The sequence below is a fragment of the Burkholderia sp. LS-044 genome (genome assembly GCF_004803625.1).
Lineage (GTDB): Bacteria > Pseudomonadota > Gammaproteobacteria > Burkholderiales > Burkholderiaceae > Burkholderia > Burkholderia cepacia.
On record NZ_SSWO01000016.1, the window covers coordinates 52,417 to 72,465 of the forward strand.

Here is a 20,049-nt window from a genome sequence, read left to right on the forward strand (position 1 = left end):
AGTAGAATCGCGACTGTCGTTCGCCTTCCCGCCCGCCCGTCCCGCGCATCCTGCGCCAGCCCGAGCGGCGGCTTTTCCCGAGCCCACCGCGATGCCCCTACCTCTTTTCGCCCTCGCCGTCGCCGCATTTGGAATCGGTACCACCGAATTCGTGATCATGGGGCTGCTGCCCAACGTCGCGCGCGATCTCGGCGTGTCGATCCCGGCCGCCGGGATGCTCGTGTCGGGTTACGCGCTCGGCGTGACGATCGGTGCGCCGATCCTCGCGATCGTCACCGCGAAGATGCCGCGCAAGCGCGCGCTGATGGGCCTGATCGGATTGTTCATCGCGGGCAACCTGTTCTGCGCGATCGCACCGGGCTACGCGGTGCTGATGGCCGCGCGCGTCGTCACCGCGTTCTGCCACGGTGCGTTCTTCGGGATCGGCTCGGTGGTCGCGAGCAACCTCGTCGCGCCGAACCGCCGCGCACAGGCGATCGCCCTGATGTTCACCGGCCTCACGCTCGCGAACGTGCTCGGCGTGCCGCTCGGCACCGCGCTCGGCCAGGCATTCGGCTGGCGCGCGACGTTCTGGGCCGTCACCGGCATCGGCATCGCCGCGGCCGCCGCGCTCGCGGTGTGCCTGCCGAGAAACCTCGCAATGCCCGACACCAGCATCACGCGCGAATTCAGCGTGCTGAAGCACCCGCAGGTGCTGATGGTGCTCGGCATCAGCGTGCTCGCGTCGGCAAGCCTGTTCAGCGTGTTCACGTACATCACGCCGATCCTCGAGGACGTGACGGGCTTCTCCCCGCGCCAGGTCACCTACGTGCTGCTGCTGTTCGGCCTCGGGCTGACGGTGGGCGGCACGCTCGGCGGCAAGCTCGCCGACTGGCGCCGGATGCCGTCGCTGATCGCGACGCTCGCGCTGATCGGCGTGGTCCTCGCGCTGTTCGCGGGCACGATGCACCTGCCGTTCGCCGCGCTCGCGACGATCTTCGTGTGGGGCATCCTCGCGTTCGCGATCGTGCCGCCGCTGCAGATCCTGATCGTCGACCGCGCAAGCGATGCGCCGAACCTCGCATCGACGCTGAACCAGGGCGCGTTCAACCTCGGCAACGCAACCGGCGCGTGGCTCGGCGGGATGGCGATCGGCTCCGGCGTGTCGCTCGTGAAGCTGCCGTGGGTCGGCGTCGCGATGGCCGTCGCCGCGCTGGCGCTCACGCTGTGGTCGGCGTCGCTCGAACGCCGCCCGGTGACCGTGCCGACAGAATACGTGTAACGTCGCCCCGCGCGCATTCGTTGCGCGCGCAACGCCAGCAACACCATCCGAACCTGATGGCCTTCATGGACCTTTCAAGGTCCGCGGTGTAGCATCCCGGCCGATGAAAGCCATTCTGAATCGCGATTTCCTCGCGCTGATCCTGAGCGTCGCGGTCGTCGGCCTCGGCACCGGCGCCACGCTGCCGCTCACCGCGCTCGCGCTGACCGAGGCCGGGCACGGCACCAACGTCGTCGGCATGCTGACCGCCGCGCAGGCCCTCGGCGGCCTCGCGATCGTCCCGTTCGTCACCGCGCTCGCACGCCACATCGGCTCGCGCCGCGCGATCGTCGTATCGGTCGTGCTGCTCGCGGCAGCCACGGCGCTGATGCAGTTCACGTCGAACCTGATCCTGTGGGGCGCGCTGCGCGTGCTGTGCGGCGCCGCGCTGATGCTGCTGTTCACGATCGGCGAGGCGTGGGTCAACCAGCTCGCCGACGATTCGACGCGCGGCCGCGTCGTCGCGATCTATGCGACCAATTTCACGCTGTTCCAGATGGCGGGCCCCGTGCTCGTGAGCCAGATCGCCGGTGCGACGAGCATCCGCTTCGCGCTGTGCGGCGCGCTGTTCCTGCTCGCGCTGCCGACGCTCGCGACGATCCGGCGCGCGCCGCTCGCCGGCGACGACGCGCATCACGAAGCCCACGGCCGCTGGCTCGACGTGCTGCCGCGCATGCCCGCGCTGATCATCGGCACCGGTTTCTTCGCTCTGTTCGATACGCTCGCGCTGTCGCTGCTGCCGCTCTACGCGATGGATCACGGCGTCGCGAGCGCCACCGCCGTGCTGCTCGCGTCGATCATGCTGTTCGGCGATACCGCGATGCAGTTCCCGATCGGCTGGCTCGCGGACAAGCTCGGCCGCGAACGCGTGCACCTCGGTGCGGGCTGGATCGTGCTGGCCGGCCTGCCGCTGCTGCCGCTCGTCATCGCGAACCCATGGCTGTGCTGGCCGCTGCTGTTCGTGCTCGGCGCGGCGGCCGGCAGCATCTACACGCTGTCGCTCGTCGCGTGCGGCGAACGCTTCCGCGGCGCGGCGCTCGTCACCGCGAGTTCGCTCGTGTCGGCGTCGTGGAGCGCCGCGAGCTTCGGCGGCCCGCTGGTCGCCGGCGCGTTGATGGAGCAACTGGGCAGCAACGCGCTGGTCGGCGTGCTGGTCGTCTGTGTCGCCGCGTTCGTCGCGGCCGCGCTGTGGGAGCGCCGCGCCGCGTTGCAGCGCGCGGTCTGATATCGGCGCTGTCGATGTCGATGTTGCAAACGCAAACGCAAACATTGACGCTCGCACTCGGCGCCCCACACGGACGCACACGCGCCGCCCCCGGCCTGCCAAACGAAAACGGCCCGCGCAATGCGGGCCGCCCTGTCCTTCCGGACGACTTGTTGCGTGTCGCGCCGCGACCCGTCACGCGCTCCGCGCGGGCAGGATCTTGCCGGCACACGTGCCGAAGCCGACGCGATAGCCGTCGCCCTGGCACCATCCGGCGAGCGTGAGCTCGTCGCCGTCCTCGATGAACGCGCGACTGCCGCCGCCGTTCAGCGCAACCGGCTCCTTGCCGTTCCACGTCAGTTCGAGCAGGCTGCCGAACGAATCCTTCGTCGGCCCGCTGATCGTGCCCGAACCCATCAGGTCGCCCACGCGCGTGTTGCAGCCGGCCACCGTGTGATGCGCGAGCTGCTGCGCCATCGTCCAGTACATGTGCTTGAAGTTCGTGCGGCAGATCGACGTCGCCTCCGCCGCCCCTTCCGCGCGCAGCGTCACTTCGAGCGCGATGTCGAACGCATGCTTGCCCGCATGCCGCAGATACGCGAGCGGCTGCGGCGACTGCTCGGGCTGCGCGACGCGGAACGGTTCGAGCGCGTCGAGCGTGACGATCCACGGCGAGATCGTCGTCGCGAAGGTCTTCGCGTTGAACGGGCCGAGCGGCACGTATTCCCACTGCTGGATGTCGCGCGCGCTCCAGTCGTTCAGCAGCACCATCCCGAAGATATGTGCTTCCGCGTCCTCACACGCGATCGGCTCGCCGAGCGCATTGCCGCGGCCGACGATGAAGCCGGTCTCCAGCTCGATGTCGAGCTTGCGGCACGCGCCGAACACCGGACGCTCCTGGTCGGGCAGCTTCAGTTGCCCGTTCGGGCGCCGCACCGGCGTGCCGCTCACGACCACCGACGACGCACGTCCGTTATAGCCGATCGGCATCTCCGACCAGTTCGGCAGCAGCGCGTTCTTCGGATCGCGGAACATCGAACCGACGTTGGTCGCATGCTCCTTCGACGAATAGAAATCGGTGTAGCCGGGAATCTCGACCGGCAGATGCAGCGTCGCGTCGCGCTGCGCGACGAGCACCTGCGCGCGCAGCGCCGCATCGTCACGCAGCCGCGGGTTGTCGCGCGAGAACAGGTCCGACAGCTGCACGCGCACGCTGCGCCATGCGTCGCGGCCGAGCGCGATGAACGGATTGAGCGTCGGCGCGGCGAACACGTCGGCGCCGGCCGGCAGCGTCACGAGCCCCGCGCGTGCGAGCGCGGCGAGATCGATGATCCGGTCGCCGAGCGCGACGCCGGCGCGGCGCGCCGTCTGCTTCGCATCGCTGAAGATCCCGAACGGCAGGTTCTGGATCGGGAAATCGCAGGCGGGATCGTTCGCCGTCTCGACCCAGCTCTTGCGGGCCGGGTCGAGCGTCGCGCGCCAGTCTTGGGTATCGCTCATCTTTGCTCCGGGTTGAAGTGTTTCCTGATGCCTTGCCAGCATTCGAAGTAGTCGGCCTGCAGCTGCGCGGTGTCGAGCGCGTAGCGCGTCGGCCGGATCAGCGTGCGGGTTTCGAACATGAACGCCATCGTCGCGTCGACCTTGTGCGGCTTGCTCGTATCGCTCGCGGACGCCTTCTCGAACGTGTCCGCGTCGGGCCCGTGGCCCGACATGCAGTTGTGCAGGCTCGCGCCGCCCGGCACGAAGCCTTCGGCCTTCGCGTCATACGCGCCGTGCACGAGCCCCATGAACTCGCTCGCGACGTTGCGGTGGAACCAGGGCGGGCGGAACGTATCCTCGGCCGCGAGCCAGCGCGGCGGGAAGATCACGAAGTCGATCGTGTCGACGCCCGGCGTGTCGCTCTGCGACTGCAGCACCAGGAAGATCGACGGATCGGGATGGTCGTAGCTGATCGAGCCGATCGTGTTGAACAGGCGCAGGTCGTATTTGTACGGCGCGTAGTTGCCGTGCCACGCAACGACGTCGAGCGGCGAATGGCCGATGTCCGCGCGCCACAGCCGGCCGTTCAGCTTCGCGATCAGCTCGAACGCGCCTTCGCGGTCTTCGTAAGCGGCCTGCGGCGTCAGGAAGTCGCGCGGGTTCGCGAGACCGTTCGAGCCGATCGGGCCAAGGTCCGGCAGACGCAGCAGCGCGCCGAAGTTTTCGCAGATGTAGCCGCGCGCATTGCCGTCCGGCAGCGCGACGGAGAAACGCACGCCGCGCGGGATCACCGCGATCTCGAACGGCTCGACGTCGAGCCGGCCGAATTCCGTCGCGATGAACAGGCGCCCCTGCTGCGGCACGATCAGCAGTTCGCCGTCCGCGCTGTAGAAAAAGCGGTCCTGCATCGAGCGGTTCGCCGCGTACAGGTGGATCGCGCAACCGTTCATCGCGGCGGCCGACCCGTTGCCGGCCATCGTCACCAGCCCTTCGACGAAATCGGTCGGCTCGACCGGCATCGGCAGCGGGTCCCAGCGCAGCTGGTTCGGCGGCGTCGGCGGCACGTCGGCCGAGTCGCCGAATTCCGACACGAGCCGCTGCGGGCCCGCGTACGGCTCGAACGGCCGATGCACGGCCGCCGGGCGAATGCGGTACAGCCACGAGCGGCGGTTGTGGCCACGCGGCGCGGTAAACGCGGTGCCCGACAACTGCTCCGCATACAGCCCGTACGGCGCGCGCTGCGGCGAGTTGCGGCCGTGCGGCAGCGCGCCGGGCAGTGCCTCGGTCGCGAATTCGTTCGCGAAACCGCTCAGGTAGCCGGCGTTTGCCGGTTTCGACAGGTCAAGCGTCATCGTTTCCTTTCTCCCTCAATTCGTGGCGGCGGTCGGCGCCTGCACGCCGTTGCGCCGCGTTACGCCCGCAAGCCCGAGGACGAACAGCGCCGAGCACAGCACGGGCACCGCGGCCGCGTGGAACAGCGCGCCGTTCGACCAGTTGAGCGCAATCAGTTGCCCGCCGACGAGCGGCCCGAGTACCGAGCCGATCCGGCCGATGCCGAGGCTCCAGCCGATGCCCGTCGAGCGCAGCGACGTCGGGTAATACTGGCCCGCGAGCGCGTTCACGGCCGGCTGCCCGCCGACCACGCAGAACCCGCCCGCGAACACGACCGCCAGCAGCCACGGCAGCGCATGCGCGACCGAGCCGATCAGCCCGACCGACACCGCGGCGCACGCAAAGCAGGCGAACAGCACGCGTACGAAGCCGTAGCGTTCGATGAACCAGCCGAGCGACAGCGTGCCGATCACGCCGCCGGTCTGCAGCACCGTGCCGACGATCACGGCCGTACCCGGCGAATAACCGGCATCGCGCATCACCGTCGGCAGCCAGTTCGACAGGAAATACAGGTCGATCAGGTTCATGAAGCTGATCGCCCACAGCAGCAGCGTGACCGGCAGGCGGCCATGGCTGAACAGCTCGGCGACCGGCGCGCCGGTCGCGGCCCGCTCGCGCACGACGAGCCGCGTGTTCGCATCGATGCCGGCCTGCGGCGCGAAACCCGCGAGCCAGTCGCGCGCCTGCGCGACGCGCCCTTTCAGCACCAGGAACTGCAGCGATTCGGGCAGCCGCGCGACCATCGCGATCGTGAGCACGAGCGGCACCACGCCGCCGACGAAGAACACCGAGCGCCAGCCGAGCGCCGGAATCAGCGCGGCGCTGATGAAGCCGCCGAGCGCCGCGCCGAGCGTGAAGCCGCACGATACGATCATCATCCGCTTCACGCGATGCGCGGCCGGGCTGAACTCGCCGACCAGCGCCATCGCGTTCGGCATGATGCAACCGAGGCCGAGGCCCGTGACGAAGCGCAGCGCCATCAGCACCGGGATCGAACCCGCGAACGGCGTCGCGAGCATCGTCACCGCGAAGAACAGCGTCGAGCCGATCAGCACCGGGCGCCGCCCGATCCGGTCGGCCAGCACCGACAGCCCGAGCGCGCCGAGCAGCATCCCGAACAGGCTCGCGCTGAACACCGGCCCGAGCGCCTGTTTCGGCACGCCCCATTCGGCAATCACGCTCGGGGCGACGTAGCCCATCGCCTGCGCATCGAACCCGTCGATCACGAGGCACAGCCCACACAGCACGAGCAGCATCCAGTGAAAGCCGGGGCGATGGGTTTCGTCGATCACGTGCTCGACTTCGAGCACGCGTGCGTCGGCCGGCGCCGCGCTCATTGCGCGACCTCGGCGGCCGGATGCACGGGCGGCGTCACGCCCTGGCGCGCGAGCGCCATCGCTTCGCGCAGCACGTCGGCGTCGCCGATCTGGTTCGCGAGCAGCAGGATCAGCTTCGCGTTGACGAGCTGGCTGTCGGCGTCGGACAGGTCGCGATGCATGTCGATCAGCGCTTCGTAGAACGCGTCCGGGTCGGCCAGGCGCGGGCGGGTGTCGAGTGAGGGCATGACGGAGTCTCCGGTGTCTTTATCGTATTCAGCGTGCGCAGGTCGCGCGCGCCAGTGCGTCGGCAAGCGCCTGACGCTCGAGCGTGCGCATGCGGGCGCAGACATGCTGGTCGGGGCGCAGCAGGTAGAACGTGCCGGGCTTCGCGTCGTAGCGTTGCGCGGCGAAACCGTCGACGTCCTCCACGACGTCGACACCCGCGACCGGCTGCGCGTGTCCGGCCGGCACGACGAGCACGGGCCGCACCGGCAGCGCGAGGCCATCGAGCGCCTGCGCGAGCGCGCCCGCATCGCCCGGCAGCCCGAACAGCACACCGGTGAAGCCGCTGCCCAGATGCTGCAGCAGCCAGCCCGACGTGCCCTGCACACGCACCGGCGCATCGGCTGCCGCCGCGCCCGGGCGCATCGCGCCCGCGAATGCGTCGCCATTGCGGTCCGGCGTGTTCAGCGGCGAATCGGCCAGCACCGACGGCACCGACAGGCGGCCGCTGTTCACGAGCTTGCGCGCGAACTCGCAGTCGCGCGCGAGCTTCAGCGTCGCGTCGCGGAATACGCGCGACACCGGGCTTTTCGGCGTGATGAAGTCCGTCGAGCGCGTCGAGTTGCGGATGTTCTCGTCGGCCGCGAACTCGCGCTCGCTCGCATACGTATCGAGCAGGCTGTCGGCCGAACGGCCGTCGAGCACGAGTTTCAGCTTCCAGGCGAGGTTGTCGGCGTCCTGCACGCCGCTGTTCGCGCCGCGCGCGCCGAACGGCGACACGCCGTGCGCGGAGTCGCCCGCGAACAGCACGCGGCCGTGACGGAACGTATCCATCCGCTGGCAGCGGAACGTATAGACGCTCACCCATTCGAGCTCGAACTCGACGTCCGGCCCGAGCAGCGCGCGCACGCGCGGGATCACGCGCTCCGGCTGCTTCTCGGCGACCGGATCGGCATCCCAGCCGAGCTGGAAGTCGATGCGCCACACGTTGTCGGGCTGGCGATGCAGCAGCACCGACTGATTGGGGTGGAACGGCGGGTCGAACCAGAACCAGCGCTCGGTCGGAAACTCCGCCTTCATCTTCACGTCGGCGATCAGGAAGCGGTCCTTGAACGTGCGGCCGTGGCTTTCAAGGCCCATCATCGTGCGCATCGGGCTGCGCGAGCCGTCGGCCGCGATCACGTACTGCGCGCGCAGCGTCGCGGTGCCTTCCGGCGTCTCGATCGTCAGCACCGCGTGTTCGGCCGCCTGCTCGATGCCCGTCACCTTGTGCTTCCAGCGGATATCGATGTTCGGCAGCTCGAACGCGCGATCGGCCAGATAACCTTCGACGTAGTACTGCTGCAGATTGATGAACGCGGGGCGCGCGTGCCCTTCCTCGGGCAGCAGGTCGAATGCGTACAGCTGCTCGTCCTGCAGGAACACCTTGCCGACGTGCCAGCTGACGCCCTTGTCGACGAAGCGCTCGCCGCAGCCGAGCCGGTCGAAGATCTCGAGCGTGCGCTTCGCGAAGCAGATCGCGCGCGAGCCGGTGGACAGCGTGTCGTCGTCGTCGAGCAGCACGACGGGCACGCCATGCTGCGCGAGGTCGATCGCCGCCGCGAGACCCACCGGGCCCGCGCCGACGACGATCACCGGGTGAACGGTCGCGTCCTGCGCACGCGGACGGTATTCGAACTTCAGCGTCTGGTAATCGATGCTCATGGTCGCCGTCCGCCCCTCAACCCTGCCGGGCGGGCGCCGACTCGCCCGTCATCCCGCCCGTCGCCTGCCGGCGCGCCGCGCCGCCGTCCCGCATGCCACTCCTGTCAACCGCCACGTCTCGCTCCTTGCTTCCTGTTGATTCGCGAACGGCGCCGTTTCGCGGCGCCCGCCTGCCGCATTTCTTGATCGGCGACAAATTCTGGATTTACGAATAGTAAAACCAATTACGAATAGTGAAATCAACGTAAACCCTAGGCGAAGGCTCGGAGACGGGATAACCATATAAGTGAAACGCCGAGCCGACCTTGGCCGGCACTGCTAATATCAAGCTACGAGGCGGCCCGTTCGGCCGCCGTTTTTCCTTCTTACGCCGATGATTCCGCCCACCATTCCCGAGCTGGTCGCCCGTGCCGGGCAACTGCCGTATCTGCGGGATCACCTCGCGCTCGCCGATGGCGGCACCGCAAGCGCGAACCTGCCCGAGCGCACGCTCGGCAGCGCCTACGAACCGATCTACGACGTGACGATGCCGGGCGCGCCGCAATCGACGTCGTTCGCCGACGCCATCGAGCGCTATGGCGACGAGCTCGGCTTCCAGGCCGTGACGGTCGTCACGGGCGCGCCGCACGATCCGGTCGACTCAGCCGTCGACGACCAGACGCTCGTGGCGATCGACCGCCTGTCGCGCGCGCTGCACGCGATCAATTTCTTCGGCGCCCAGCGCCACGGGCTGTTGTTCCTGCGCGTGCACGAACGCCTGCTGAAAAGCGTGAAGTACGACCACGGCAAGCATTTCTCGTCGGTGCTGCAGCGCTTCGGGCTGCCGGCCGAGCGGATCGTGATCGAGCTGCCGGCGGTCGCGGTCGCGCACAAGACCTTCCTCGGCTACCTGACACGCAGCTACCAGCATCACGGCTTCAAGGTGGCGGACAAGCTGCCCGACCCGGGCCGCATCCTCGCGGTCGAATCGGACATGGCGCGCCCCGACTACATCAAGATGGATGCGGGCATCGCGTTGCGCGACGGGATGGTCAAGGCGCTCGTCGCGTATGCGCAGCGCGTCCGGATTCCGCTGATCTTCGACGGCGTCGTCGACGAAACGCAGTGCGAGCTGCTGCGCCAGCACGACGTGCGGTTCATGCAGGGGCCGGTGTTCGCGAAGGTCGTGACGGCCTGAACGGATGAGGTAGCCGGCGCACGCGGGGAGCGGCGCGCCGGATGCGCGGCGAGGGTGTGGCGCCGCTTGAAGAAGGATGAAGCGATCGGGTGGCCGGGCGCGACCCGCGGCTCGACGCCTGCCCGTCGGTGCAGACGGTTACCGCCTACGCGCTTCCGCCATCGTCGTACTTGGGCAGATCGTCGTCGATCTCGATGCCCGGGAAACGATCCCCATACCAGACGTGCCAGGCCGGCCGTAGCCGCGACGGCTCATCGAGCGTGGCGTAATTGATCTCGACCGTTTTCGGTGCGTCGATCAGCCGGTATTCGAGCTGCGCGCCGCAACGGCCGCAGAAGCGGCGCTCGCCCCACGCGCTCGACGCGTAGACGGTCGGTTCGCCCTGCAGGTATTCGAACGCGTCGATCGGCACCGATGCCGATGCGACGACCGCCGCACCGGTCGTGCGCTGGCAGAGCCGGCAGTGGCAGAAGCCGGCGTCGGTCGGGACTTGGGCAATACGGTAGCGGATCGCGCCGCACGCGCATCCGCCTTCCATGGATTCCGGGTGAGACATCGCAGACCTCGTCGTCGGGAAGCTGGCGATCGATGATGAGCGCGGTTCGAGCGCGGCACAAGAGACGGCGGCAGCCGCCGCCCGCCGTCACCATCCCCCTCACCTTCACCGGCGGCGACGCGGTTGCGGTGCGAGGGCAACGCGCACCGCGTTTCTCAGGCCGTCTGCCCGAGCCGTTGCGCGAGCGCCTTCAGCTTCGGCCCGACCTGCGTACGAAACACCTCCTCGTCCATCGACGATGCGGGGCCGCTGCAGCTCAGGATCAGCCAGCGCCCCTCGCGCGGCTCGCGAAACGGCACGGCCGCCGCATTGACGTCCATGTGCCACGCCCGGAACGAATAACAGCAACCGCCCGCCGAGAACTCGGCCACCGCGTGCTGCGCGGCGGCGACGAGCGCATCGGCGTCGGCCGCACCGCCGGCCGCGCGGTGCAGCTCCGCATAGAGCGCGCGGCGCACGTCCTCCGGCTGCACGGCCAGGTACGCGCGCCCCATCGAGCTCGTCAGCATCGACAGCCGCGAACCGGGTGCGAGCCCGAGCGTCAGCGCGGTCTCGCTGCGGATCGTCTCCAGATAGATCATGTCGAGCCCGTCGCGGCAGCCGAGCGACACGGCCGCGCCGATGTCGCGCGCGAGCGCCTGCATGTGCGGCCGCGCGAGGTCGAGCGTCCCCGAGCCGGACAGCAGCGCGTAGCCGAGCGACAGCACGCCGGCGTCGAGCGCATACTTTCCGAGCGTCTCGTCGTAGCGCAGGTAGCCGAGCACGGTCAGCGTATAGGCAAGCCGGTTCACGGTCGCCTTCGGCAGCCCGGTGCGCTCCGCGAAGTCGCGGTTGCCGAGCATCGTCTCGCCGGGCCGGAATGCGCGCAGCAGGTCGAGCCCGCGCGCGAGCGCGACGACGAACTTGCGCTCGTCAATCGTGGTTTCGTCGATGGTTGAAAGTGTCATCTGGTGCTACACTGGGTTCGATTTGCAAAACATTGTTCCGCACAGCGGAACATCAGTCAAGCGAACTTTTGGCATGGGGCCCGGCTGGAAGACCGGACCGACCGCTAAGCATGGGGCCAGAGTAAGCGCTGAAGCGCCAACTCTGCCCGACAGGAGATGAGACGATGAGTGCTGCAACTTTTCATTGGGACGATCCGCTGCTGCTCGACCAGCAACTGACCGAAGAAGAGCGGATGGTGCGCGACGCGGCGCAGGCGTATGCGCAGGACAAGCTCGCCCCGCGCGTCACCGAAGCGTTCCGCCACGAGCGCACCGACGCCGAAATCTTCCGCGAGATGGGCGAAGTCGGCCTGCTCGGCCCGACGATTCCCGAGGAATACGGCGGCCCCGGCCTCAATTACGTGAGCTACGGACTGATCGCGCGCGAAGTCGAACGCGTCGACTCGGGCTACCGGTCGATGATGTCCGTCCAGTCGTCGCTCGTGATGGTGCCGATTTACGAATTCGGCTCCGACGCACAGAAGCAGAAATACCTGCCGAAACTCGCGACCGGTGAATGGATCGGCTGTTTCGGGCTGACCGAGCCGAACCATGGCTCCGACCCGGGCAGCATGGTCACCCGCGCGAAGAAGGTGCCCGGCGGCTATTCGCTGTCCGGCGCGAAGATGTGGATCACGAACTCGCCGATCGCCGACGTGTTCGTCGTGTGGGCGAAGCTCGAGGAGAACGGCAAGGACGCGATTCGCGGCTTCATCCTCGAGAAGGGCTGGAAGGGCCTGTCGGCGCCCGCGATCCACGGCAAGGTCGGGCTGCGCGCATCGATCACCGGCGAGATCGTCCTCGACGAGGTGTTCGTGCCGGAAGAGAACCTGATGCCGAACGTGAGCGGCCTGCGCGGCCCGTTCACGTGCCTGAACTCGGCCCGCTACGGGATCGCGTGGGGCGCGCTGGGCGCCGCCGAATCGTGCTGGCACACCGCGCGCCAGTACGTGCTCGACCGCCAGCAGTTCGGCCGGCCGCTCGCCGCGAACCAGCTGATCCAGAAGAAGCTCGCGGACATGCAGACCGAAATCACGCTCGGCCTGCAAGGCGTGCTGCGCCTCGGCCGGATGAAGGACGAAGGCACGGCGGCCGTCGAGATCACGTCGATCATGAAGCGCAACTCGTGCGGCAAGGCGCTCGACATCGCCCGGCTCGCGCGCGACATGCTCGGCGGCAACGGCATCTCCGACGAATTCGGCGTCGCGCGCCACCTCGTGAACCTCGAAGTGGTCAACACGTACGAAGGCACGCACGACATCCACGCGCTGATCCTCGGCCGTGCACAGACGGGCATCCAGGCGTTCTTCTGATCGTCCGGCTGCGGCGCGCCCGGCAGCCATGCCATGCCATGCCGCGCCGCGCACGCATAAAAGACACGGCCCGCCCGGCATCACTGCCGGGCGGGCCGTTTTTCATCGGATCCGCGCTCCGGGCCGGCGGCCCGGTACGCGTTCACGTGCCGCAGATGCTTACTTGTTCGGCTGCGGCGTGAGGCGCAGATACGGACGCACTGCTTTGAAGCCCTTCGGGAAGCGCTTCTTCAGCTCTTCCGGATCCTGCAGCGACGGCACGATCACGACATCGTCGCCATCCTTCCAGTTGCCGGGCGTCGCGACCTTGTAGTTGTCGGTCAGTTGCAGCGAGTCGATCACGCGCAGCACTTCGTCGAAGTTGCGCCCCGTGCTGGCCGGATACGTGATGATGAGCCGCACCTTCTTGTTCGGGTCGATCACGAACAGCGAACGCACCGTCAGCGTTTCGTTCGCGTTCGGGTGGATCATGTCGTACAACTGCGAAACCTTGCGGTCCGCATCGGCGATGATCGGGAAGCCGACGACCGTCGACTGCGTTTCGTTGATGTCGTTGATCCAGCCCTTGTGCGATTCGACACCGTCGACCGACAGCGCGATCACCTTCACGTTGCGCTTCTCGAATTCGCCCTTCAGCTTCGAGGTCAGCCCGAGTTCGGTCGTGCATACCGGCGTGTAGTCGGCCGGATGGGAGAACAGGACACCCCAGCCGTCACCCAGCCACTCGTGAAACTTGATCGGGCCCAGGCTCGATTCCTGCTCGAAATCCGGTGCGATGTCGCCAAGACGCAGACTCATGATGTTCCCTCCTCGAACGATGCTGGTTGAAACCGCGCCCGGGTCGGCGCGGGAAAGTGTGTCAGCTTACGGGAAGCAATGGGGCATGCGAACGATTATTCCGTTTGATATTCATACTTTTTTGTCATTTTTGCCCGGTGTCGGTGCAGCTCGGGCAGCCCTGCGGGAAACTTTTCACCCCGTTTGCCGCTCTGTTGATCATTACAAGTCGTTTACCATGCGGTCTTGCGCTGCCGTCGTGTGTCTTCCCGGCTCGCCAGCAGGCAGGCGTTTCGCTACGATGTGAACCTGCAGCATGACAGCATGAAGGGAGTTGCAATGTCGGAAATCAACAAGGAGAAACTGATGTCGGATATCAAAACCGTTCTCTCGGACGCCGAAGACCTGCTCAAGCAAGCTGCGAGCAGCACGGGCGACCGTGCGGCCGAGCTGCGCGAGAAAGCCATGTCGCGCCTGAAGCAGGCCAAGGAAAAGGCAGCCGACGTCCAGGTCGTCGTGGTCGAGAAAGGCAAGAAGGCCGCACGCGCGACCGACGATTACGTGCACGAGCATCCGTGGACGTCGATCGGCGTCGCCGCCGGCGTTGGCGTGCTGATCGGCCTGCTGATCAACCGCAAGTAACGCGCCCTGCGTCGTTCCGTCCCGCGGGCCGCTTCACGCGGCCTGCGGGCGTCGAAGCCAGCCGGCGGTTTCCGCCGGCCGGCTTTGTCCTAGCTGCACACTGCACGCGCACGCACCTCACCCATGACGACAGACACCACCTCGCAGCCGTCCGGCCAAGGACCGCTGCGCCGCCTCGTCGGCTCCGCGATCGGGCTTTTGCAAACGCGCCTCGAACTGGTGGGCATCGAGCTTGCCGAGGAGAAGGAGCGCCTGATGGGCGTGCTGTTCCTCGGGCTCGCCGCGATGATGCTCGCGACGATGGCACTCATCAGCCTGACCGTACTCGTCGCGATCGCGTTCTGGGATACCTACCGCTGGCAGTCGCTCGCGGCGATCACCGCGCTCTATGCCGCAGGCGGGATCACGTGCGCACTGAAAGCCCGTTCGGGCCTGCGCGACGCGCCGACCGTATTCGAGGCGACGCTCGCCGAACTCGAGAAAGACCGCGAACTGTTCCGCGGCAAGCCGTGAACGCAGTCGCGCTCACCCCTCCCACCTACTTCGCCGACGCGCCATGAGCCAGAACGTCACGGGCAATTCCCCCCGCTCCCATTCGTCGCGATCGAACTGGAGCGCGTCGCAGCATCGCGCGCTCCGCAAGGAACTGCTGATCCTGCGATCCGAAGTCGAGCGGCTCGAACTCGCGGAAGCCGCCGGCGAAATGCGCCAGGCCGTCACGCGCTTCAGCTGGCTCAAGGTGTTCATCCCCGGCCTGTCCAGCAACAAGTTCAGTCAGTCCGCCAAGAACCTGAACGCGAGCCTCGGCCAGCTCGTCAACCAGTATCCGATGCTGAGTTCGCTCGCATCGCTCGTGCTCGCCAAACCCGTTCGCTCGCTGCTGCGCGCGAGCGCGGGGCCCGCGCTGAAGTGGGGCACCCTCGGTTTTGCTGCATGGGAGGTCTACCGGATCTGGAAGGCGTCCCGCAACGAGCGCGGGCTCGATGCGCACGACGACTGATCGTCGCCATCCTGCGCGCCCGGCCATCCGCCGTGGCGCGCCTTTCATTCGAACTCAACGCACACCCCAGCACGCGGCGACCTGTTCGTCGACGGCATCACTTCGGACATTGCCCTTCGTCCCGTCCGAGCGCAGCGTGAATGCGCCGCATGCATCGCCGTGCATCGGGCCGGTGTCGAGCGGGATGGCTTCCAGCTCATAGCTCACGGGCGAATCGTCGCTGTCCGGCCGCCGGAGCGCCAGACGATAGACCGCGCGCCCGTCCGGCGGCGCTTGCGCGAGCGCCGCGGGCAACGCCGAAGGCGGCACCCCCTCGAGTGTTTCGAGATATTGGGCCGCCCGGTACAGCGCGGCGACTGCCGATGCGCGATGAGCGCGCGCCACATGCTCGCGATACGACGGGATGCCCCATCCGGCCAGCACCGCGACGATCGCGAGCACGATCATCAGCTCGATCAGCGTGAATCCCGCCGAGCGTTGCATGGATGGGCGACCGCTCATCGAAGCACCGTCGCGACGTGACGCCAGCGCAAGGCGACGATGTATCCGTCGCGGATCGCGACCTGATGCTGCAGCCAGACGGCGCTCGATGCATGCGCACCGACACCGCGCGCGGTGACCACGTACGCACGGGCATCGGCCGGCCCGGCCCCACGCCACGCTTCGATCAGGCATCGTGGCGGTTGCACGACCGTCGGCCATCCTGCGAACGGCGCGAACGCTTCGGCCGCCGCCAGCGCCGGCGTGCGCCGCCACGCGTCGGGCTCCGCGTGCGACTCGCCTTCGCTTACGTAGGGCGCCGAGCCCCGGCGCAATCGCGCGGTGCACGCGGCAAGCGCGGCATCGGCCGCGTGAAATGCGACCAGCCGATCGGACAACGCGCGCGTGCGGCGCGATTCCGTCAGTGCAGCTTCGAACCACGTGCCGGTCAGCGCCGCAACCGCCGCGCCGACCGCGATCACCGCAGGCAATGCAAGGCCCGCTTCGCGACGCCGATCGCAGATGGTTGACCGCAAGCGCATGTGCAACACTCGCCGTCTCGACGCCAGGGCCTCCGCACCCGCAGCCCGCCGCGGGTCTTCGCCACTTGTCGCGACACGCTCGTGCGGGTTGCCTGCCGCGACGCATGCCGACCGCTGCGGCACGTGCCGCCCCGCTCCGTTCATCGCAGCACCTCGCGGTCATCCGTTGCATCGCGCGGCGTATCGTCGAATGCGCCCGCGACATTCCTCAATGCGACGATGCGATCGAGCGTCATGCGCGCGCGGCCGTCTTGTGCAACGACGGTGCGGCCATCGCAGTCGACGTGCCGCGCCGGCTCGCCCGACGGGTCACCGCGCGCCCGCACGCAGACATGCACGGCCACGACCTCGTGCCAGTCGTCGACGCGCATGGCATCGGCATCGACGAACTGCGTGCCGTCGCGACGAAGATAGCGCACCCGCAACTGATCGATTCCCGACACGACCGGCTGTGGCGTGCCCGGACGGCCGTTTCCTTCGCAATACAGTTCGGGCTCGCCCGTCGACGGACTAACGTGCACATCGAAGCGGTTCTCCACCGGCGCACGTTCGCCGGCCCCGCCGATACCCTGCCCGAGGCAATCCGGCACCTGGCCGCTAACGGTGGGCCACGTCGACACGGCGTCGCCGACATACCGGATCAGCAGCGCATCCGATGCAGCGCGCACGGGCTCGCACCGTACTTGCGCGCCACTTCCCCTCACACGCGCCATCGAACAGCCGAACACCGGCGGCAACGACGACACGCCCCCTGCATCGAGCGGCCGGAATCCTGCCATCTGGATCTGCTGGCCGATCAGCATCAGTGCGGTGCCGGCCGCATCGCGCATCCGGAACCCGTCGTCCGCACGCCGCTGGGCGATGCGCTGCGCGTGGAGCAGCGCAACGGCCGCCGCGAGCACGAGCAGACCGACCGTCATCGCAATCAATACTTCAAGCAGCGTATGCGCACGCATGCGGCGATCAGCGTTCATCGGCGTCAGTCTCCCGATACGGAATCCGGACGCAAGAAGGCGGCTGCGCCGGCCTGCCCGTCGCATCGCATCGCGGCCCGGTAGCCGAATGACCGCCGCGCCAGCCGACAACCGCGTAGCTGACGCCACCCGGCTCATCGCCACGCATCATCGCGCCGCCGGGCAGCGACGCCGCTGCCCGCGCCGCGAGGCCATCGTCAGCCTGCGCGGCTACGTGCAAGCGCTCGATACGCGCATCAGCCAGCCACAGCGCGCGTTCACGCCAGATCGTCGCGCGCTGCGCACGCGCCATCGCAAGCTGGCTGCCCGCCACGGCCAGCATTACGGCCGCGAGGAGCGCGACGGCCAGCATCGCTTCGAGCAGCGACGTGCCGCGCATTGCGTTGCGCATCATGACACTCACGCCGCGTCGCAGCGGCCGGCGACAACCCGCGCCCGGCCACCTGCCGCAATCCGCACGCAACGCGACGCACGTGTGGCGTCAGCCTCCGATATGTCGCGTCGTGGACTCAATTCGAACCGCCGGATACCACCGATTGCCTGACCGACCGGTGGCGCAAACGCGAGATCGTGGGCCGCACCCGCGACGGCCACTTCGGCATCGCGCGGATAGCGCCTCAGCACGCGTGACTGCCCGTCGACCTGCCCGCTGACGATCCAGTCGCACGACCATTCGGCCGGATCGCACCGCTCACCCGCACGCAAACAGGCGCCGCCGCTCCCGGCCCTGCACAGCGTGACACGCACGCCGAGGCGCATCGCCTCGGTACGTGCAAACGACAGCGCGCCGAGCAGCGCGCGCGAGCGTGCATCCACACGTTCACGCATGTGCCACTGATCGAACGCGGGCGCCGCATGGAGCGCGAGCCCGGCCGCCAGCGAGAGCGCGACCATCAGCTCGACGAGCGTGAACCCGCCCGAGCGGCGCAACACATTTTTCAGGGGTAAAGCGTGCAGTCCCATCGCAGCCGTCCTTCGCCAAGGTGATGCGACGACTGTAGCGACGCGTGCGGACGCGCGCCATTTGCCGAACGGCCGACTGGCGGCATGCGATCGCGACCGACACAATCGGCGCGAACTGATCCAACGGAGAAGACGATGAACGGACGCAGCGCGTCAGCGCTTACGCGGAGTCTTGGCGGGAGAGGCGCGACGGAACTCTTCGATCACGTCGGCAAATTCGGAAACGTCCTCGAACCGGCGATACACCGATGCGAAGCGGACATAAGCGATCGTATCGAGGCCGCGCAACTCGTTCATCACGAGTTCGCCGAGCTTCTCGCTACGCACTTCGCGCTCGCCTGTCGCGAGCAGTTGATACTCGATGCGGGCGACCGCCGCGTCGATCGCGTCGGCAGCAACCGGCCGCTTGCGCAGCGCGAGTTGCATGCTGGCGACGATCTTGCGACGGTCGAATTCCGTGCGGCTGCCGTCCTTCTTCACGACGAACGGCAGGGACAGCTCGACCCGCTCGTACGTCGTGAAGCGCTTGTCGCAAGCCGAGCAGCGACGGCGCCGCCGGATCGCGGCGCCATCTTCGGACACGCGCGAGTCCACGACCTGCGTGTCGTCATGCCGGCAGAACGGGCAGCGCATCGTCGATCAGCGATAGACCGGGAAACGCTTGGTCAGCTCGGCGACCTGCGCGCGCACGCGCTCGATCGTCGCTGCATCTTCCGGGTTTTCCAGCACGTCAGCGATCAGGTTGCCCACCTGTTCCGCTTCCGCCGGACCGAACCCGCGCGTCGTCATCGCCGGCGAGCCCAGGCGCACGCCGCTCGTCACGAACGGCTTTTCCGGATCGTTCGGGATCGCGTTCTTGTTGACCGTGATGTGCGCGGCGCCGAGCGCGGCTTCCGCTGCCTTGCCCGTGATGTTCTTCGCGCGCAAGTCGACCAGCATCACGTGGCTTTCCGTGCGGCCCGACACGATGCGAAGGCCGCGCTTCACCAGCGTTTCAGCCAGCACGCGTGCGTTCTCGACCACCTTCTCCTGGTACGCCTTGAATTCCGGCGACAGGGCTTCCTTGAACGCCACCGCCTTGCCCGCGATCACGTGCATCAGCGGGCCGCCCTGGATCCCCGGGAAGATCGCCGAATTGATCGGCTTCTCGTACTCCGCCTTCATCAGGATCACGCCGCCGCGCGGGCCGCGCAGGCTCTTGTGCGTCGTCGTCGTCACGAAGTCCGCGTGCGGCACCGGGTTCGGGTACACGCCTGCCGCGATCAGGCCGGCGTAGTGCGCCATGTCGACCATCAGGTACGCACCGACCGACTTCGCGATCTTCGCCAGACGCTCGAAATCGATCTTCAGCGAGAACGCCGACGCGCCCGCGACGATCAGCTTCGGCTTGTGTTCCTGCGCAAGCTTCTCGGCCGCTTCGTAGTCGATGTCTTCGTTCTCGTTCAGGCCGTAGCTCACCACGTTGAACCACTTGCCCGACATGTTCACCGGCGAACCGTGCGTCAGGTGGCCGCCGTGCGCGAGGCTCATGCCCATGATCGTGTCGCCCGGCTTGAGCATCGCGAAGAACACGCCCTGGTTCGCCTGCGAACCCGAGTTCGGCTGCACGTTCGCCGCTTCCGCGCCGAACAGCTGCTTCACGCGATCGATCGCCAGCTGCTCGACCACGTCCACGTATTCGCAGCCGCCGTAGTAGCGCTTGCCCGGATAGCCTTCCGCGTACTTGTTCGTGAGCTGCGAACCCTGCGCGGCCATCACCGCCGGGCTCGTGTAGTTTTCCGACGCGATCAGCTCGATGTGATCTTCCTGGCGGCGGTTTTCCTGCTCGATCGCAGCAAAGATTTCGGGATCGACGTTCGCGATGGTGCTTTGGGCTCTGTCAAACATACGGTTTCCGTTAAGTGTGTACAGGTTGACCGAAGTGGCCGAGTACGGTGCGCTGCTGGCGGGACCAGCTCGACGTGGCGGAGGAATCCGTATGACGCGAGGCAGGACAGCCACCGGCGATGCACGCGACGG

General features: G+C 67.8%; 22 protein-coding genes. 7 read left to right on the forward strand and 15 right to left on the reverse strand.

All coding sequences use genetic code 11. The features are described from left to right. Positions 1-91: 91 nt before the first annotated feature. Together E9536_RS31690 and E9536_RS31695 are read left to right on the forward strand one after the other, a co-directional pair. Positions 92-1,261 (forward strand): MFS transporter, encoded by a 1,170-nt coding sequence (locus E9536_RS31690; RefSeq protein ID WP_060193538.1) that lies wholly within the window; start codon positions 92-94, stop codon positions 1,259-1,261. A 103-nt stretch (positions 1,262-1,364) separates the two neighbouring features. After that, positions 1,365-2,525, forward strand: coding sequence for an MFS transporter (locus E9536_RS31695; RefSeq protein WP_021157148.1), 1,161 nt, complete (start codon positions 1,365-1,367; stop codon positions 2,523-2,525). Positions 2,526-2,699: 174 nt separating this feature from the next. Here the strand turns inward: E9536_RS31695 and fahA are convergent, their stop codons facing one another. From fahA to E9536_RS31720, 5 genes are read right to left on the reverse strand one after another with little or no spacing between them, the layout of a single operon-like run. After that, the gene (gene fahA, locus E9536_RS31700; protein ID WP_136472050.1) at positions 2,700-4,004 is read right to left on the reverse strand and encodes a fumarylacetoacetase; all 1,305 of its coding nucleotides are present in this window, start codon (positions 4,002-4,004) and stop codon (positions 2,700-2,702) included. Next, positions 4,001-5,335: a homogentisate 1,2-dioxygenase gene (gene hmgA, locus E9536_RS31705; protein WP_059698909.1), complete on the reverse strand. Its 1,335-nt coding sequence runs from the start codon at positions 5,333-5,335 to the stop codon at positions 4,001-4,003. Before hmgA ends, fahA begins: the two co-directional genes overlap by 4 nt. Positions 5,336-5,350: 15 nt before the next feature. After that, a complete protein-coding gene (locus E9536_RS31710; RefSeq protein WP_136472052.1) occupies positions 5,351-6,712 on the reverse strand; it encodes an MFS transporter in 1,362 nt (453 codons plus the stop codon). Then, positions 6,709-6,939 carry a DUF2783 domain-containing protein gene (locus E9536_RS31715; protein WP_021157152.1) on the reverse strand — a complete coding sequence of 77 codons (231 nt, stop codon included), beginning with the start codon at positions 6,937-6,939 and terminating at the stop codon, positions 6,709-6,711. The genes E9536_RS31710 and E9536_RS31715 overlap by 4 nt, the downstream gene beginning before the upstream one ends. A 28-nt stretch (positions 6,940-6,967) precedes the next feature. Next, on the reverse strand, positions 6,968-8,620 hold the full coding sequence (locus E9536_RS31720; RefSeq protein WP_136472054.1) for an FAD-dependent oxidoreductase: 1,653 nt from the start codon (positions 8,618-8,620) through the stop codon (positions 6,968-6,970). 373 nt (positions 8,621-8,993) lie between these two features. Between E9536_RS31720 and E9536_RS31730 the strand changes: the two genes are divergently transcribed. Continuing rightward, the gene (locus tag E9536_RS31730; protein WP_060084028.1) at positions 8,994-9,797 is read left to right on the forward strand and encodes an EAL domain-containing protein; all 804 of its coding nucleotides are present in this window, start codon (positions 8,994-8,996) and stop codon (positions 9,795-9,797) included. Positions 9,798-9,942: 145 nt separating this feature from the next. Here E9536_RS31730 and E9536_RS31735 read toward each other — a convergent pair whose 3' ends face one another. Continuing rightward, a complete protein-coding gene (locus tag E9536_RS31735) occupies positions 9,943-10,353 on the reverse strand; it encodes a GFA family protein (protein ID WP_027788255.1) in 411 nt (136 codons plus the stop codon). 155 nt (positions 10,354-10,508) lie between these two features. Then, positions 10,509-11,300 carry an IclR family transcriptional regulator gene (locus tag E9536_RS31740; RefSeq protein WP_027788256.1) on the reverse strand — a complete coding sequence of 264 codons (792 nt, stop codon included), beginning with the start codon at positions 11,298-11,300 and terminating at the stop codon, positions 10,509-10,511. A 164-nt stretch (positions 11,301-11,464) separates the two neighbouring features. Here E9536_RS31740 and E9536_RS31745 point away from each other — a divergent pair, with 164 nt between their 5' ends. Then, complete coding sequence (locus E9536_RS31745; protein ID WP_021157157.1) at positions 11,465-12,652, forward strand: acyl-CoA dehydrogenase; 1,188 nt, start codon at positions 11,465-11,467, stop codon at positions 12,650-12,652. Positions 12,653-12,811: 159 nt separating this feature from the next. Here the strand turns inward: E9536_RS31745 and E9536_RS31750 are convergent, their stop codons facing one another. Further along, positions 12,812-13,450 carry a peroxiredoxin gene (locus E9536_RS31750; RefSeq protein WP_021157158.1) on the reverse strand — a complete coding sequence of 213 codons (639 nt, stop codon included), beginning with the start codon at positions 13,448-13,450 and terminating at the stop codon, positions 12,812-12,814. A 318-nt stretch (positions 13,451-13,768) separates the two neighbouring features. On the opposite strand from E9536_RS31750, the gene E9536_RS31755 reads away from it, so the two are divergent. From E9536_RS31755 to E9536_RS31765, 3 genes are all read left to right on the forward strand, one after another. Then, complete coding sequence (locus E9536_RS31755) at positions 13,769-14,071, forward strand: YqjD family protein (RefSeq protein WP_006494044.1); 303 nt, start codon at positions 13,769-13,771, stop codon at positions 14,069-14,071. Between the two features lie 123 nt (positions 14,072-14,194). Then, entirely contained in the window at positions 14,195-14,584 is a 390-nt protein-coding gene (locus E9536_RS31760) for a phage holin family protein (protein ID WP_060084030.1), read from the forward strand. A 43-nt stretch (positions 14,585-14,627) separates the two neighbouring features. After that, positions 14,628-15,071: a DUF3318 domain-containing protein gene (locus E9536_RS31765; RefSeq protein WP_059698903.1), complete on the forward strand. Its 444-nt coding sequence runs from the start codon at positions 14,628-14,630 to the stop codon at positions 15,069-15,071. Positions 15,072-15,125: 54 nt separating this feature from the next. Here E9536_RS31765 and E9536_RS31770 read toward each other — a convergent pair whose 3' ends face one another. From E9536_RS31770 to glyA, 7 genes are all read right to left on the reverse strand, one after another. Continuing rightward, positions 15,126-15,572: a type IV pilin protein gene (locus tag E9536_RS31770; RefSeq protein ID WP_136472056.1), complete on the reverse strand. Its 447-nt coding sequence runs from the start codon at positions 15,570-15,572 to the stop codon at positions 15,126-15,128. Beyond that, positions 15,569-16,093, reverse strand: coding sequence for a hypothetical protein (locus E9536_RS31775; protein WP_211097513.1), 525 nt, complete (start codon positions 16,091-16,093; stop codon positions 15,569-15,571). Before E9536_RS31775 ends, E9536_RS31770 begins: the two co-directional genes overlap by 4 nt. Positions 16,094-16,233: 140 nt before the next feature. Next, a complete protein-coding gene (locus tag E9536_RS31780) occupies positions 16,234-17,067 on the reverse strand; it encodes a PilW family protein (protein ID WP_136472058.1) in 834 nt (277 codons plus the stop codon). After that, positions 17,057-17,446 (reverse strand): hypothetical protein, encoded by a 390-nt coding sequence (locus E9536_RS31785; RefSeq protein WP_211097514.1) that lies wholly within the window; start codon positions 17,444-17,446, stop codon positions 17,057-17,059. Before E9536_RS31785 ends, E9536_RS31780 begins: the two co-directional genes overlap by 11 nt. Before the next feature lie 20 nt (positions 17,447-17,466). Continuing rightward, complete coding sequence (locus E9536_RS31790; protein ID WP_136472062.1) at positions 17,467-18,030, reverse strand: GspH/FimT family pseudopilin; 564 nt, start codon at positions 18,028-18,030, stop codon at positions 17,467-17,469. Between the two features lie 153 nt (positions 18,031-18,183). After that, on the reverse strand, positions 18,184-18,663 hold the full coding sequence (gene nrdR / locus E9536_RS31795) for a transcriptional regulator NrdR (RefSeq protein WP_006476792.1): 480 nt from the start codon (positions 18,661-18,663) through the stop codon (positions 18,184-18,186). Between the two features lie 6 nt (positions 18,664-18,669). Beyond that, entirely contained in the window at positions 18,670-19,917 is a 1,248-nt protein-coding gene (gene glyA / locus E9536_RS31800; protein ID WP_027788263.1) for a serine hydroxymethyltransferase, read from the reverse strand. Between the last annotated feature and the right edge of the window lie 132 nt (positions 19,918-20,049).